This is a genomic window from Oharaeibacter diazotrophicus, from assembly GCF_004362745.1.
In the GTDB taxonomy this organism is placed as follows: domain Bacteria; phylum Pseudomonadota; class Alphaproteobacteria; order Rhizobiales; family Pleomorphomonadaceae; genus Oharaeibacter; species Oharaeibacter diazotrophicus.
In genome coordinates this window covers 259,236-274,189 of the sequence record NZ_SNXY01000008.1, presented here as the reverse complement: position 1 = coordinate 274,189, position 14,954 = coordinate 259,236, and the positions used below count along the sequence as shown (strand labels likewise).

Sequence of the window (14,954 nt, the reverse complement as noted above, 5' to 3'; positions counted from 1 at the left end):
CATGACCGACGGCGGCGACAGGAGAACGGGCACACCGATGAGCGACAACGGCATCGACCTGCGTCCGATCCCGCGGATCGCGATCCAGGCCTTCTGCGAGAGCCCCGACGTGGCGGCGGTGCTCGAGCAGGCCTCCGGCGACCGCCGGATGGCCAAGACCCACGTCAAGATCCACATGGGCGGCATCGCGGCGGCGACCGACTTCTATTCGAGTGCGCCGACGCCCAATCTCCTCCTGGTCGAGTCCCGGGAGAAGCGCGAGCAGGTGCTCGAACAGATCAACCGGCTCGCCGGCGTCTGCGACCCCGGCACCAAGGTGATCCTGATCGGCCACACCAACGACGTCGTGCTCTACCGCGAGCTGCTCCGGCGCGGCGTCAGCGACTACATGGTCGTGCCCTTCGATCTCTACGACGTCATCCGCGAGATCGGCGAGCTCTACCTCGGCAACGAGTCGACCCCGGTCGGCCGCACCATCGCCTTCATCGGCGCCAAGGGCGGCGCCGGTTCGTCGACGGTCGCCCACAACGTCGCCTTCGCGCTGTCGCGGTCCTACGAGGCCGACGTGGTCGTCGCCGATCTCGACCTCGCCTGGGGCACCGCCGGCCTCGACTTCAACCAGGACCCGCCGCAGACGGTGGCCGACGCCATCCAGGCGCCGGACCGGATCGACGACGTCTTCCTCGACCGCATTCTCGCCAAGTGCGCGGACAACCTCAGCCTGCTCGCCGCGCCGGCGGCGCTGGAGCGCGCCTACGACCACGACGAGCACACCTTCGACCTCCTGGTCGACGTGATCCGCGGCAGCGTGCCGTCGGTGGTGATCGACCTGCCGCACCAGTGGACCGCGTGGGTGCGCCGGGTGCTGTCGCTGGTCGACGACGTGGTGATCACCGCGACGCCCGACCTCGCCTCGCTGCGCAACACCAAGAATCTGGTCGACCAGCTCAAGATCATGCGCCCGAACGACCGCGAGGCGAAGATCGTCGTCAACCAGATCGGCGTGCCGAAGCGGCCCGAGATCAAGCCGGACGACTTCCGCAAGGCGCTCGGCATCGACCTGCTCGCCACGGTGCCGTTCGATCCCGCCCTGTTCGGCGCGGCCGCCAACAACGGCCAGATGATCGCCGAGATCAACGCCAAGAGCCCCGTCGCCGAAACCTTCGCCGACATCGCGCGGCGGGTGATGGGCCGGGCCGAGGTGCGCAAGGCCAAGAAGAGCGCGCTCGCGCCGCTCCTGGCCAAGCTCACCAAGGGACGTTCCAAGGCCGGCTGACACGTTCGGGCGCCGGACGACCGGCGCTGTTCAACCCGAGGCCCGAGAGGGTGATCCATGTTCGGTAAACGCGGCAGTTTCGGAACGGGTGACGGCAAGGCGGCGGCGGCGCCGGCCCCGGCTCCGCGTCCCGCGTCCGCTCCGGCCGCGCCCGCGGCACCGGCCGCTCCGCGCGCCGAGGCGCGCGCGCCGGCGGCGCCGGCGGCCCCGGTGGAGCGGCGCCGGTCCGACGGCTACTACGACACCAAGTCGTCGATCTTCTCCGCGCTGATCGAGACCATCGACCTCTCCCAGCTCGCCAAGCTCGACACCGAGACGGCGCGCGAGGAGATCCGCGACATCGTCAACGACATCATCGCGCTGAAGGCGGTGGTGATGTCGATCGCCGAGCAGGAGGAACTGCTCGACGACATCTGCAACGACGTCCTCGGCTACGGTCCGCTGGAGCCGCTGCTCGCCCGCGACGACATCGCCGACATCATGGTCAACGGCGCCGGCAGCACCTTCATCGAAGTCGGCGGCAAGGTCCAGAAGACCGGCATCCGCTTCCGCGACAACACCCAGCTGATGAACATCTGCCAGCGGATCGTCAGCCAGGTCGGCCGCCGCGTCGACGAGGCCAGCCCGATCTGCGACGCCCGCCTGCCCGACGGTTCGCGCGTCAACGTCATCGCCCCGCCGCTGTCGATCGACGGTCCCGCGCTCACGATCCGCAAGTTCAAGAAGGACAAGCTGACGCTGCCGCAGCTGGTCAACTTCGGCTCGATCTCGCCCGAGGGCGCGACGCTGCTGGAGATCATCGGCCGCGTCCGCTGCAACGTCCTGGTGTCCGGCGGCACCGGTTCGGGCAAGACCACGCTGCTGAACTGCCTGACCGGCTACATCGAGCAGACCGAGCGCATCATCACCTGCGAGGACGCCGCCGAGCTGCAACTGCAGCAGCCGCACGTGGTGCGTCTGGAAACGCGCCCGCCCAATCTCGAGGGCGAGGGCCAGATCACCATGCGCGACCTCGTGAAGAACTGCCTGCGCATGCGTCCCGAGCGGATCATCGTCGGCGAGGTGCGCGGACCGGAGGCCTTCGACCTCCTGCAGGCGATGAACACCGGCCACGACGGCTCGATGGGCACGCTGCACGCCAACTCCCCGCGCGAGGCGCTGTCGCGTCTGGAATCGATGATCACCATGGGCGGCTTCACGCTGCCGTCCCGCACCATCCGCGAGATGATCGTCACCTCGGTCGACGTGGTGGTCCAGGCCGCGCGCCTGCGCGACGGTTCGCGCCGCATCACCCACATCACCGAGGTGATGGGCATGGAAGGCGACGTGATCGTGACGCAGGACCTCCTGCTCTACGACATCACCGGCGAGGACGAGCACGGCCGCCTTATCGGCCGCCACAAGTCGACCGGCATCGGCCGGCCGCGCCTGTGGGAGCGCGCGCGCTACTACGGCGAGGAGAGCCGTCTCGCCGAGGCGCTGGACACCGCCGAGGCGGCCTCGCGCGGCTTCTGACCGCGGCATCGTTCGGCCGGGATGCCACGGCCGGGACCTCGGGCGCGCCGATCGGCGGGTGCGCCCCGCAAGACTTGGGCGAAGGGAAGGCGAGGGCGGATCCATGGTGCTCTACGGACTGGACATTACGGTCCTCGCCATCGCGGCGCTGGTGTTCTTCGCCTGCGCCGGCATCGCCTACGCGATGCTGATGCCGCGCTTCACCGCCGTGCGCAACGCCGAGAAGCGCCGCGAGCGGGTCGCCGGTGCGGGCGCCGCCGCGCGCACCCAGGGCAAGAAGGTCGACCCGGCCGAGAAGCGCCGGCGCTCGATCCAGGACTCGCTGAAGGACATCGAGACCAAGCAGAAGTTCATGGCTTCCCGCTCGACCTCGCCGCCGCTGCGGCTGCGTCTGATGCAGGCGGGCCTGAAGATCTCGCCGGCCCGCTTCTTCGTGGTCAGCGGCATCGCCGGCTTCGTCTTCGCGCTGCTCGGCATCGCCGGCGGAATGCCGCCGTTCCTGGTCGGCGGCCTCGCGCTGGTCGGCGGCCTCGGCGCGCCGCGCTTCGTCGTCGACCGCATGCGCCGGCGCCGTCAGGCCGCCTTCATCGAGGAACTGCCCAACGCCGTCGAGGTGGTGGTGCGCGGCGTCAAGGCCGGTCTGCCGCTGCTCGACTGCCTGCGCATGATCGCCACCGAGGCCAAGGAGCCGCTGCGCAGCGAGTTCCGCAACGTCATGGACGCGCTCGCCCTCGGCGTGCCGCTCGACGAGGCGATCGGCCGGCTCTACGAGCGCATGCCGCTGCCCGAGGCCAATTTCCTCGCCATCGTCATCTCGATCCAGTCGAAGGCCGGCGGCAATCTCTCGGAAGCTCTGGGCAACCTCGCGAAGGTGCTGCGCGAGCGCAAGAAGATGCGTGCCAAGATCAAGGCGATGAGCACCGAGGCCAAGGCGTCGGCCAGCATCATCGGCTCGCTTCCGATCGTCGTCATGGGGCTCGTCTACGTTACGAGCCCGGATTACATCTCCATTCTCTGGACGGACAAGGTCGGTCAGATCGTCCTCGGCGTCTCCGCACTCGTGATGCTGTCCGGCGTCATGGTGATGCGCCAGATGATCAACTTCGACTTCTAGGAGGCGCGCCGTGGATCTCATCGACACCGTCCGCGATCCCGTCGTCCTGCTGTCGGTCGCGGTCGCCATCGCCGCCTTCGCCACCGTGATCACGCTGACCATGCCGCTGCTCGCCGGCGACAAGCTGGGGCAGCGGATGAAGGCCGTCGGCAGCGAGCGCGAGAAACTGCGCGCCCGCGAGCGCGCCCGCCTCCAGGACGGTCAGCGCGGCTCGCTGCGCAGCCGCGAATCCAAGCGTTACATGAAGGACGTCGTCGAGCGCTTCAGCCTGCGCAAGGCGCTCGTCGACGACAAGGCCGAAGCCAAGTTGCGTCAGGCCGGCTTCCGCGGCGAGGCCGCGATGACGACCTTCCTGTTCGCACGCTTCGTGCTGCCCTTCGTGATGTTCGCGCTGTCGGCCTTCTACATCTTCGTGGTGCTCCATCTCGAGCGCCCGTTCATGTTCAAGTTCGCGCTGTCGCTGATCGGTGCCTACGTCGGCTTCTACCTGCCGCTGCTCTACGTCAACAACGCCGCGCAGAAGCGCCAGCAGTCGATCAAGCGCGCCTTCCCGGACTCGCTCGACCTGATGCTGATCTGCGTGGAGTCCGGCATGTCGGTCGAACTCGCCTTCCGCAAGGTCGCCGAGGAGATCGGCGCGCAGTCGGTGCCGCTCGCCGAGGAACTCAGCCTCACGGTCGCCGAACTGTCCTTCCTGCAGGACCGTCGCTCGGCCTACGAGAATCTCGCGGCCCGCACCGGCCTCGACGGCGTCAAGGCGGTCTGTCTGGCGCTGATTCAGGCCGAGCGCTACGGCACCCCGCTCGGCACCACCCTGCGCGTGCTCGCCCAGGAAAACCGCGACATGCGCATGAACGAGGCCGAGAAGAAGGCCGCGGCGCTGCCGCCGAAGCTGACGGTGCCGATGATCGTGTTCTTCCTGCCGGTGCTGTTCGCCATCATCATGGCCCCGGCGATCATCAAGATCATGGCCGCGACCTGATCGGCGCCGCGCCGCGTCTGGGCACGGGCCGGGACGCGACGGGCACCTCTCATACCGAGCCCGCAAAGTTCCGACCTGTGGTCGGAGCATTGCGGGCGAGAAGCGCCCGACCGGGCGCCGGCCGATAGGCCGAAACCTCGTAAAGTCTCGACGAGTCGGGACTTTACGAGACAGGTGTCAGCCCCCCCGCGCCAGCGCCGCCTCGGCCAGCGTCACCCACCAGCTGGTGCCGTAGGCGATCGCCGTGTCGTCGAAGTCGTAGGCGGGATGGTGCAGGCCCGCCGACGGGCCGTTGCCCATGAAGATGAACGCGCCGGGCTTGCGCTCCAGGTAGTAGGAGAAGTCCTCGGCCCCCATCATCGGGTCGGCGTCCTCGGCGACCGCGCCGTCGCCGACGATCCGGCGGGCGACGTCGGCGGCGAAGGCGGCGGCGGCGGGGTCGTTGACCGTCACCGGATAGCCGCGCCGGTAGGTCACGGTCGCCTCGGCGCCGAACACCTCCGCGGTCGTGCGCACCACGTGGTGCAGCTTCGCCTCCACCGTCTGGCGCACGGTCGGGTCGAGCGCGCGCACAGTGCCGGAGAGGTTCGCCGTGTGCGGGATGACGTTGTCGGTGGTGCCGGCGTTGAAGCAGGTCACCGAGACGACCGCGGCGCGCAGGGGATCCACCGTGCGCGAGACGATCGACTGCAGCGCCGTCACCACGTGCGCGCCGACCAGCACCGGGTCGATCGTCTCCTGCGGCTTGGCGGCGTGGCCGCCGCGGCCGGAGATGGCGATGCCGAACCGGTCGGCCGCGGCCATGATCGGACCGGGCCGGATCGCGAAGCGGCCGACGTCGAGGCCGGGCATGTTGTGCAGGCCGTAGATCTCGTCGATGCGGAAACGGTCGAACAGGCCGTCGTCGATCATCGCCTTGGCGCCGCCGCCGCCTTCCTCGGCCGGCTGGAACACGAAGATCACCGTGCCCTCGAAGGCGCGGGTCTCGGCGAGGTGACGGGCAGCGCCGAGCAGCATGGCGGTGTGGCCGTCGTGGCCGCAGGCGTGCATCTTGCCGGCCGTGGTCGAGGCCCAGGGCGCGCCGGTGATCTCCTGGATCGGCAGGGCGTCCATGTCGGCCCTGAGCGCGACGGCGCGCCCGCCCGGTCCGGAGCGGCCGTGCAGGACGCCGACGACGCCGGTCCGGCCGAGCCCGGTCACCACCGCGTCGAAGCCGAAGCCGCGCAGCCGGTCGGCCACCACGGCCGACGTGCGGTCGAGGTCGAACAGCAATTCGGGGTGGCGGTGCAGGTCGCGGCGCCATTCGGCGATCTCGGGGGCGACTTCGGCGATGCGGTTCAGGACGGGCAAGGCGACCTCGGCTGGCGTCTGGGACGGGCGGCGGCCGGCGCCGCGTCTGGGCTCGTCGTCGACGCTAGCACGCCCGGTACGGCCGCGGGGAGGGGAATGTCGCACCGCGGCACGGCGCCCGCCGCCGCAGATTCGCCGGCTCCGCCGTGCTATCTCGCCCGACGTCCGACCGTCCGGAGACCGATTCGTGGCCCTTTCCCGCCGTGCCGCCGTGCTCGCCCTCGCCGCCCTCGTCGCCGCCTGCCAGTCGGCCCCGCCTGCCCGCACCGTCCGGCCGACGCTCTACGACGACCTCGCCGCCCCCGGGGCGCAGGTCGACGCCGGCCGCGCGCTGTCGATGATCAACCAGTACCGGGTCGCCAACGGCGTTGCGCCGCTGCGCCTCGACCCGGAACTGACCCGGATCGCCCGCGACTACGCGGCCGTGATGGCCCGCACCGACAAGATGTCCCACTACACCATCCCGATCGGCCAGCGCCTCGTCTCCGCCGGCTATCCGGCCGCGACCGCGGGCGAGAACATCGCCGCCGGCTACCACACCCTCGCCGAGGCCTTCTCCGGCTGGCGCGAATCGCCCGCCCACGACCGCGGCATGAAGGACCCGGACATGACGGTGATGGGCATCGGCACCGCCTACGCCCCGAACTCCAAGTACAAGGTGTTCTGGAGCCTGGTGTTCGCCCGCCCGAAGACCGACACCCCCGGCGTCGGCGCCAGCCCCACCCTGGTCTCGATCGCCGGCGCGCCCGCGCCGCGGTGACCTCCGCCGACCGGGCCGCCCCGCCGGCACCGAGGTCGAATTGCATTGTGCGGCGCACCCGTCCAAACTCCGGCTCCCCGCAACGCCTGGGTCCGGGAATGACGCAGCGCAGCACCGCGTTCGACACCCTTGTCCGTGACTTCCGCTGGTCCGTCCCGTCCCGGCTCAACATCGCCGTCGACGTGGTCGACCGTTGGGCCGGCATCGATCCGCGCCGACCGGCGGTGCTGACCCGCCGCGACGGCGGCGGCCGCGACGTCGCCACCTACGGCGATCTCGCGGAAGCCTCCGCCCGCCTCGCCAACGCGCTCGCCGGCCTCGGAGTCGCCCGCGGCGACCGGGTCGCGATCCTCCTGCCGCAGTCGGTCGAGGCGGTCGTCGCCCATCTCGCGGTCTACCGCATGGCCGCGGTGGCGCTGCCGCTCGCGATCCTGTTCGGCGCCGACGCGCTCGAATACCGGCTGCGCCGCGCCGGCGCGCGGGCGGTGGTCACCACCGTCGCCGGCGCCGAGCGGATCGCGGCGCTGCGCGACCGCCTGCCGGAGCTCTCGGTGGTCGTCGCCACCGACGGCCCCGCGCCCGGCGCTGCCGACTGGACCCGCCTGCTCGAGGCCGCGGCGCCGCGCTTTTCCGGCGTCGACACCGGCCCGCGCGATCCGGCGCTGATGATCTTCACCTCCGGCACCACCGGCCTGCCCAAGCCGGCTCTGCACGGCCACTCGGTGCTCGCCGGCCACATGCCGGGCATCGACCTGTCGCAGGACGGCCTCGGCCGGCCCGGCGACGTGATGTGGACACCGGCCGACTGGGCCTGGGCCGGCGGCCTCCTCAACGCGCTCCTGCCGGCGCTGCGCCGCGGCGTGCCCGTGGTCGCGCACCGTTTCGAGAAGTTCGATCCCGAGCGCGCGCTCGCCCTGATGGCCGAGTTCGCGGTCACCAACGCCTTCCTGCCGCCGACCGCGCTGAAGATCATGCGCGGCGTCGGGCCGGTGCGCGGGCGTTTCGCGCTCGCGCTGCGCGCCGTCGGCTCGGCCGGCGAGGCGCTCGGCCGGGAGGCCTACCACTGGGCCGAGGAGGCCTTCGGCTTCCCCGTCAACGAGTTCTACGGCCAGACCGAGTGCAACGCCGTCATCGGCTCGGCCCACGCCCTCGGCGTCGGCAAGCCGGGCGCGATCGGCCGGCCGATCCCCGGCCACCGCGTCGCGGTGATCGGCCCCGACGGCCGGGTGCTGCCGCCGGGCGAGCCCGGCCAGATCGCGATCCGCCGGCCCGATCCGGTGATGTTCCTCGGCTACGCCGGCGACCCCGAGGCGACCGCGGCCAAGTTCCTCGGCGACTGGATGACCACCGGCGACGCCGGCGTCGTCGACGAGGACGGCTACGTCGCCTTCGTCGGTCGCGACGACGACGTCATCACCTCCGCCGGCTACCGCATCGGTCCGGGCGAGATCGAGGACTGCCTGCTGTCGCATCCGGCGGTCGACCTCGCCGTCGCCGTCGGCAAGCCCGACCCGGTGCGCACCGAGATCGTCAAGGCCTTCGTCCGGCTGAAGGCCGGTGTCCCGCGCGACGAGGCCACGGCGGCCTCGATCCGCGCCCACGTCCGCGAGCGGCTGTCGGCGCACGAGTATCCGCGCGAGGTCGCCTTCGTCGACGACATCCCGATGACCACCAGCGGCAAGCTGATCCGCCGCGGCTTCAGGGACCTGGCGCGAGCCGAAGCCGCTGGCGAACCAGTCCCCTGATCGTTCGTGCGCGGGTGCGCAGCGCGATCACCGCCGTCTCCGCCGCCGCCGCCCGCCGCGCCGCCGTCAGCGCCGCGGGACCGAGGGCGAGGAACAGGGTGCCGATCCGCATCCGCCCCGCCCACGAGCGGTCCATCAGCGAATGGTCGGCGACCGCGAGGCTGTCGACGCCGGCAAGGCCCGGCCGGGCGACGAGCGCCTCGCTCGCCCGCCGCACCAGCTGCACGCCGGGCGAGCCGTGCGCGAAGCGCTCGTCGTAGGCGATCTTCCAGAGAAAGCCGGTGTCGCCGGAGAACAGCGTGATCAGCACCGCGATCGGTTCGCCGGCGCGGTCGAGCCGATCGACGCGGACCCGGTCCGCCGCCGCGAGCGGCTCCAGGAAAGCCCGCGCGAAGTCGACGCGGCGCGGGTCGGAGGCGAGGCTCGTGCGCACCCGGCCCTTCCAGCCCTTGTGCTCGAGCGCGACGAAGGCGTCGAGCCCGGCGAGGGCGGCATGGCCGGTCGACGTCCAGGTCGAGAGCGGACCGCCCTCGGCGAGCTTGCGCCACTGCCGGTCGAGCTCTCGCCGGCGCCGGCCGACGAGGCCGGGGCCGAGGGCGGCGGCTCCGGCGGCGACGTCGAGCCGGGCGCGCTCGTGCTCGTCGACGACGATCGCCGCGCCGCCGCGCCGCTCGGCCGCGCCGACCAGGGCGTGGACCGCGCCGGTGCAGAGCGCCGCATAGGGCAGGCGGAGCACGGGCCCCCGCGCGGCGAGCGCGTCGAGCAGACGGTCGGCGGCGTCGGGAACGCCGGCCCGAATCAGCGGGCAGCCGCGCGGGCCGTAGTGGCTCCAGTAGAGGTCGACCACCCGCGGGCCGACCAGCGGCGCCGTCCGGGTCCGCCGCACCGCGGCGATGGCGTCGAGCCGGCCGCCGGGCCCCTCCACCGGCACCGGCACCCAGTCTTCCGGCGCGATGCGGCCGCGCGCGGCCAGGAACATCTCCGGGCCGGCGAACACGTTGGCGGTCTCGGCGGCCTCGGCGAGGTCGCGCCAGCCGGCGAGCAGGCGTCCGTCGGGTTCCCCGTCCATCGCCGTCACGACGCCGCCGGGGTCTCGCCGCCGCGGGCGAGCGTGAAGACGAAGGGATTGAAGCCGAAGCGGGCGCGCACGGTCGCGATCACCAGCACGGCCTCGAGCACGAGGGCGAGGGCGGTGCCGGCGGCGGCGCCGTAGAGGCCCCAGAGCGGCACCAGGGCGAGGTTCAGCGCGAGATTGGCGGCGAAGGCGGTGCCGAAGATGGCGGCGACGACGCGCTGGTGGCCGGCCATGGTCAGCAGGGTCTCCATCGGTCCGACCGACGCGCGGGCGAGCAGGCCGAACACCAGCACGGTGAGCACGCCGCTGCCGCCGCGGAAATCGCTGCCGAACATCGAGAGCAGGAACTCGCCGAGCGCCAGCACCACGATCGACACCGCCACCGACGGCCAGAACGCCCAGCGCACCGAGGTGCGCACCAGAGCCGCCAGCGCGGCGTGGTCGCCGGCGTGGAAGTGATGCGAGAAGCGCGGGCCGGTGGCCGCGCGCACCGCGTAGTAGACGAAGTGGACCAGCGCCAGCGTCTTGGTGGCGGCGTAGTAGACGGCGACCTCTTCCGGCGGCGCGAACCGGGCGACCACGATCACGTCGATCGAGGTCAGCATCATGTAGAAGCCGTCCGACAGCAGGATCGGCAGCGAGACGCGGAACCAGTTGCCGAGATCGAACGCCGGCCGGTGCGCCGCCACCATCGGCGCCGTGCGCCGGTGCAGCGCCGCGAACTGGATCGCGGCGGTCGCCCAGGTCGCCACGATGGTGGCGGCGCAGGCGGTCGGCGCCGTCATCGGGAAGGCGAGGGCGTGCGCGCACCCCATCGCCAGCATCACCCCGAGCGGGCGCCAGATGTAGGTCGGCCCGAACGCGAGGCTGCTCCAGGCGAAGGCGCGCGCGATGCCGTCCTGCACCTCGGTCAGGCAGAACAGCGGCAGGCAGGCCGCGCCGAGCACGACCGGGATCACGTAGGGCTCGGCGACGAGGTCCGGCACCGCCAGCACCGCGGCGGCCCCGGCCGCGGCGATCACGGTGGCGCCGCCGAAGGCGACCAGCCGGCCCGCCAGCATCACGCCGCGCATCCGTGCGAGGTCGCCGCGGGCGCGGAACTCCGGCACGAAGCGGATCATCGAGGAGGAGAAGCCGAAGTTGCCGATCTGGCCGAGCACCGTCAGCCAGACGTAGATCACCACGAACACGCCGTAGTCGAACGCGCCCATCCAGCGCGCCAGCAGGATCTGCTGGAGATAGGCGATGCCGGCGCCGGCGACCCGGAGCGCGAAGGCCGACAGGGCGGTGCCGCCGGTCGACAATTCGTCCGCCGACCGCGAGGCCAGGGCGGCGTCGACCCGCTCGGCCAGCGGCCGCGGCAGGAACGGCCGCACCATCCTCGACAGCCTCGCCAGCACCGGTCCGCTCCGTCCCGTGGATCCGCGTTCACCATAGGGCGGCCGAGTTAACGTTCGGTGCGGCGCCGTGCCTCGGAGGGCGGGTCGGCTTCCGCCGGCGATGCAGGCGACTTCTGCGTGTGCACATGACAGTTTTCTGGAGTAGTTCGTCAGAATTTGCGCGTTGTTGTTTTCGACTGGCCCGCGCTTCGGGTCGATTGCTGCTCGGATGTGCAACCAATGGTCTCGGGGTGCAGTGCAGCATTCAGTATTCGTAAGGAGATTGTCCGGCCTAATGCGGCCACCGAGTCATTACGGGACCGTAGCCGCCGATGCGCCTGTCCGTCCGTCGTCTTCTCCGCCCGCGCCTGCCGAGCCTCACGATCGGCGCGAAAATCTTCGTCCTGTCGGCCGGCTGGCTGTTCGCCCTCGCCGTGGTCTCGGGGGCGGCCTGGTACGGCGTCGATGCGATCTCGCGTGCGCAGGCCGTCGCCGACCGCGCCAATACGCTCGGCGCGCTGGTCGAACGCACCCGCCGGGTCGCGGCGACGCTGTCGGCGGCCGAGCGCAACTATCTCCGCCTGCCTTCGCCGCAGGCCGCCGACGGCATCCGCGCCCTGGTCGCCGAGACCACGGACGTGGTCGGCGCATTGAACGAGGCCGCCCGCGACCTCGGTCTCGACAGCGGCGCGCCGGTGCAGCTGCGTGCCGCGATCCAGACCCTACGCGCCGACGTCGGACGCCTCGAGACCGTGCAGAAGCGGATCGGCTACGGCGCCGACCAGGGCGTCGTCGGGGCCCTGACCGCGGCCGCCGATGCATTGCGCAGCGACCTCAACCGCATTTCCAAGAGCGGCCAGAATCCCGAGACGGTTCGCGTCGTGCAGGCCTTCGCCCAGATGGGCCAGGCCAAGGCGGAGTACATGCTCGCCGCCGACGACGTCAGCAAGGGTGCCTTCGACGCCGCCGTCGGCCGCTACCAGCGTCAGGTCGGCACCGCCAAGATCGACGACGCCGCCAAGGCGAAGCTCGGCGAACTGGTCGCGACCTACGCCGACGCCTTCAACGGCTATGTCGACGCCCGCGCCGCGCGCGAGCGCGCCGCCGACAAGGTCTCGCTCGGCCTCGACAACCTCGGCCCGATGGCCGCCTCGATCGAACAGGCGGCGGCGCAGCGCCACGACGACGCGGCCCGGGACCTCGAAACCGCGAAGACCACCGTCGTCGCGGCCGTCGCCGCCACGCTGGCGGTCATGCTGGCGATCGGCGTCGTCTGCAGCCTCGTGATCGGACGCGGCGTCACCCGGCCGCTCGGCCGCCTGCGGGCCGGGATGACCGCGCTGTCGCGCGGCGAGGACGTCGAGATCGAGGGCACCCTGCGCGGCGACGAGATCGGCGCCATGGCCCGGGCCGTCCAGGTGTTCCGCGAGAACGCCCTCGAGCGCGGCCGCCTCGAGGCCGAGGCCGAGGTTGCCCGCGGCGCCCGGGCCGAGCGCCAGGAGCGCGTCGAGGCCGCCGTCCGCGCCTTCCGCACCGAGGTCGAGACGCTGATGCGCTCGGTCGCAGACACCGCGGCGACCATGCGCTCGACCGCCGGCACGCTGACCGCGTCCGCCGAGACCAGCGCCGCCCAGGCCGACGAGGCCTCCCGCGCCTCGACGGCGGCCTCCTCCAAGGTGGCTGTCGTCGCCGCCGCCGCCGAGGAGCTCTCCGCCTCGATCCACGAGATCGCCGCCCGCGTCGCCGGCACCACCGCCGTGGTCGCCACCGCCGACGCCGACACGCGCCGCACCAACCAGCGCGTCGCCAGCCTCGCCGAGGCGGCGAGCCGTGTCGGCGAGATCGTCACGCTGATCGAGACCATCGCGTCGCAGACCAACCTCCTGGCGCTCAACGCCACCATCGAGGCGGCCCGCGCCGGCGAGGCCGGCCGCGGCTTCGCGGTGGTCGCCCACGAGGTCAAGAATCTCGCCGGCCAGACCGCGCGCGCCACCGAGCAGATCGCCGCCCAGGTCGCCGCCATCCAGGCCTCGACCCGCGAGGCGGTCGGCGCCATCGGCGGCATCGCCGAGGTGATGGCCGACGTCAACCGCACCACCGTCGCGATCGCCGCCGCGGTGGAGGAGCAGGGCGCCGCCACCGCCGAGATTTCGCGCACCGTCGTCGACGCCTCGGCCGACACCCGGGTCGTCTCCGACGGCGTTGCCGTGGTCACCGCGGCGATCGACGGCACCCGCGCCGCCGCCGCCCACGTCGAGGGCGCCGCCGCGGTGGTGGTCGACCGCGCCGCCGCTCTCGAGCGCGCCATCGACGGCTTCCTGGAAGCCGTCGCCGCCTGACCGCCGGTCGCCGGAAGAAACGACGACCCGCGCGCCGGCCGGCGCGCGGGTCGTTTCGTCCGCGGAACGGTGTGCGACCCCGTCGTCCGGGCCCCCTGCCGTTCAGCCCGCCATGTCCTCGGCGACCGCGCCGGTCAGCGCCGCCTCGAGACAGCGGTGCAGTTCGCGCGGGGTGAAGGGCTTGACCACGTGGCCGGCGGTTCGGCCGGCCGTGACCGCCGCGCCGGCGGCGCTGACGGTGACGACCGGCGGGACCGGGTCCGTCAGCGCGGCCTCGAGCCGGTCGATCACGTCGGCGCCGGTCTCCTGGCGCAGCGCCCAGTCGAGCAGCACCACGTCGGGCCGACGCTTGCGCGCCGCGGCGACCGCCTCCTCGCCGTTGGCGGCGAGGTCGACCGTCATGTCGAACGAGCGGAGGATCGTTTCCAGCAGCATGCGCGACACCGCGCTGTCGTCGACCACCAGGGCGATCCGGTCGGCGAGCGGCGAGCGGATCCGGCGCGGGCCGCCGGCCTCGTCTTCGGGCGTGGTCATGGCGGCTCCGGTCGCGTCGGTGGGAGGGAGGGTATCGGCGCCCGCGCGCGGCCGGCGTGCCGCCGGGCGGCGCCGGGCCGTCGGCGCGCCGCGCGGGCGCGTGGCGGCGATCGCCGTCGGCAGCGTCAGCGTCGCCACCGTGCCGCCGCCGTCGCGGTCGGAGAGGTCGAGGCGGCCGTCGAGCGCGCCGGCGATCCGCGAGGAGATCCAGAGGCCGAGGCCGGCACCGGACGCCGGCGCCCGGTCGGGGCCGCCGTCGGCGAAGGGGGTCGGCGCGAAGCCGGCCGGCAGGCCCGGGCCGCGGTCGGCCACCGTGAAGACGACGCCGTCGGCGCCGGCGGCGAGCGACAGCGTCACCGTGCCGGTCTCGCTGGCCTTGGTGGCGTTGGAGACGAGGTTGATCAGGATCTGGCGCAGCCGGCCCTCGTCGGTGATCACGAGGTCGGCGACGTCGGGCGCCACCACGATTCCGAGCCGGTGCCGGCCGCCCGCCGTCATCGGCGCCCACAGGTCCGCGACCTGGCGCAGCACCGCCGCCGGGTCGACCGGGCGCGGCACCACGCGGAAGCGCCCGGCGCCGAGGCTCGCCTCGGCGACGAGGTCCTCGGCGACGCCGAGCGCCTGGGCGTTGGCGAGGCGGACGAGTTCGACGAGCCGGCGCGCCTCGGCGTCGAGGCCGCCGCCGAGCAGCAGGTCGCACACCGCGGCGACGACGCCGAGCGGCCCGCGGATCTCGTGGCTGACCACGGCGGTCCGGTCGGGATCGTCCGCCCGTCCGCGCCCGCCGCCACCCGTCGCCGTCCGCCCCGCCGCCATGCCGTGTCCTTCGCGCCGATCCATCGGTCGCGGATGGTCGCATCCGCGAGCTTACCGACCGCTTAAGAG

11 protein-coding genes are annotated in these 14,954 nt (G+C 72.6%); 7 read left to right on the top strand and 4 right to left on the bottom strand.

What is annotated here, in order from left to right:
* Window positions 1-37 precede the first annotated feature (37 nt).
* From EDD54_RS13615 to EDD54_RS13600, 4 genes are all read left to right on the top strand, one after another.
* Window positions 38-1,276: a CpaE/TadZ family protein gene (locus EDD54_RS13615; protein WP_207620406.1), complete on the top strand. Its 1,239-nt coding sequence runs from the start codon at window positions 38-40 to the stop codon at window positions 1,274-1,276.
* A 57-nt stretch (window positions 1,277-1,333) separates the two neighbouring features.
* Complete coding sequence (locus EDD54_RS13610) at window positions 1,334-2,791, top strand: TadA family conjugal transfer-associated ATPase (protein WP_126540040.1); 1,458 nt, start codon at window positions 1,334-1,336, stop codon at window positions 2,789-2,791.
* A 103-nt stretch (window positions 2,792-2,894) separates the two neighbouring features.
* Entirely contained in the window at window positions 2,895-3,905 is a 1,011-nt protein-coding gene (locus EDD54_RS13605; protein ID WP_126540038.1) for a type II secretion system F family protein, read from the top strand.
* A gap of 10 nt (window positions 3,906-3,915) precedes the next feature.
* Window positions 3,916-4,887: a type II secretion system F family protein gene (locus EDD54_RS13600; RefSeq protein ID WP_245515766.1), complete on the top strand. Its 972-nt coding sequence runs from the start codon at window positions 3,916-3,918 to the stop codon at window positions 4,885-4,887.
* A gap of 177 nt (window positions 4,888-5,064) precedes the next feature.
* On the opposite strand, the gene EDD54_RS13595 is transcribed toward EDD54_RS13600, so the two are convergent.
* Window positions 5,065-6,237, bottom strand: a complete 1,173-nt coding sequence (locus EDD54_RS13595; protein ID WP_126540036.1) for a M20 aminoacylase family protein — start codon at window positions 6,235-6,237, stop codon at window positions 5,065-5,067.
* A gap of 187 nt (window positions 6,238-6,424) precedes the next feature.
* Here EDD54_RS13595 and EDD54_RS13590 point away from each other — a divergent pair, with 187 nt between their 5' ends.
* The gene (locus EDD54_RS13590) at window positions 6,425-6,997 is read left to right on the top strand and encodes a CAP domain-containing protein (RefSeq protein ID WP_245515765.1); all 573 of its coding nucleotides are present in this window, start codon (window positions 6,425-6,427) and stop codon (window positions 6,995-6,997) included.
* A 98-nt stretch (window positions 6,998-7,095) separates the two neighbouring features.
* Window positions 7,096-8,742, top strand: a complete 1,647-nt coding sequence (locus EDD54_RS13585; protein WP_126540031.1) for an AMP-binding protein — start codon at window positions 7,096-7,098, stop codon at window positions 8,740-8,742.
* Here the strand turns inward: EDD54_RS13585 and EDD54_RS13580 are convergent.
* Together EDD54_RS13580 and EDD54_RS13575 are read right to left on the bottom strand one after the other, a co-directional pair.
* Window positions 8,696-9,811, bottom strand: a complete 1,116-nt coding sequence (locus EDD54_RS13580) for a GNAT family N-acetyltransferase (RefSeq protein WP_126540029.1) — start codon at window positions 9,809-9,811, stop codon at window positions 8,696-8,698. The two genes, EDD54_RS13585 and EDD54_RS13580, sit on opposite strands and share 47 nt — an antisense overlap.
* Window positions 9,812-9,816: 5 nt before the next feature.
* Window positions 9,817-11,217: a lipopolysaccharide biosynthesis protein gene (locus EDD54_RS13575; RefSeq protein ID WP_165644840.1), complete on the bottom strand. Its 1,401-nt coding sequence runs from the start codon at window positions 11,215-11,217 to the stop codon at window positions 9,817-9,819.
* Window positions 11,218-11,528: 311 nt separating this feature from the next.
* Between EDD54_RS13575 and EDD54_RS13570 the strand changes: the two genes are divergently transcribed.
* A complete protein-coding gene (locus tag EDD54_RS13570) occupies window positions 11,529-13,535 on the top strand; it encodes a methyl-accepting chemotaxis protein (RefSeq protein WP_126540025.1) in 2,007 nt (668 codons plus the stop codon).
* A gap of 102 nt (window positions 13,536-13,637) precedes the next feature.
* On the opposite strand, the gene EDD54_RS13565 is transcribed toward EDD54_RS13570, so the two are convergent.
* The gene (locus EDD54_RS13565) at window positions 13,638-14,885 is read right to left on the bottom strand and encodes a hybrid sensor histidine kinase/response regulator (RefSeq protein WP_166653452.1); all 1,248 of its coding nucleotides are present in this window, start codon (window positions 14,883-14,885) and stop codon (window positions 13,638-13,640) included.
* Window positions 14,886-14,954: the final 69 nt, after the last annotated feature.

Coding starts and splice junctions, on each gene's coding strand:
- EDD54_RS13615 (WP_207620406.1), top strand. CDS start 38: ATGAGCGACAACGGCATCGACCTGCGTCCGATCCCGCGGATCGCGATC.
- EDD54_RS13610 (WP_126540040.1), top strand. CDS start 1,334: ATGTTCGGTAAACGCGGCAGTTTCGGAACGGGTGACGGCAAGGCGGCG.
- EDD54_RS13605 (WP_126540038.1), top strand. CDS start 2,895: ATGGTGCTCTACGGACTGGACATTACGGTCCTCGCCATCGCGGCGCTG.
- EDD54_RS13585 (WP_126540031.1), top strand. CDS start 7,096: ATGACGCAGCGCAGCACCGCGTTCGACACCCTTGTCCGTGACTTCCGC.
- EDD54_RS13580 (WP_126540029.1), bottom strand. CDS start 9,811: ATGGACGGGGAACCCGACGGACGCCTGCTCGCCGGCTGGCGCGACCTC.
- EDD54_RS13570 (WP_126540025.1), top strand. CDS start 11,529: ATGCGCCTGTCCGTCCGTCGTCTTCTCCGCCCGCGCCTGCCGAGCCTC.
- EDD54_RS13565 (WP_166653452.1), bottom strand. CDS start 14,885: ATGGCGGCGGGGCGGACGGCGACGGGTGGCGGCGGGCGCGGACGGGCG.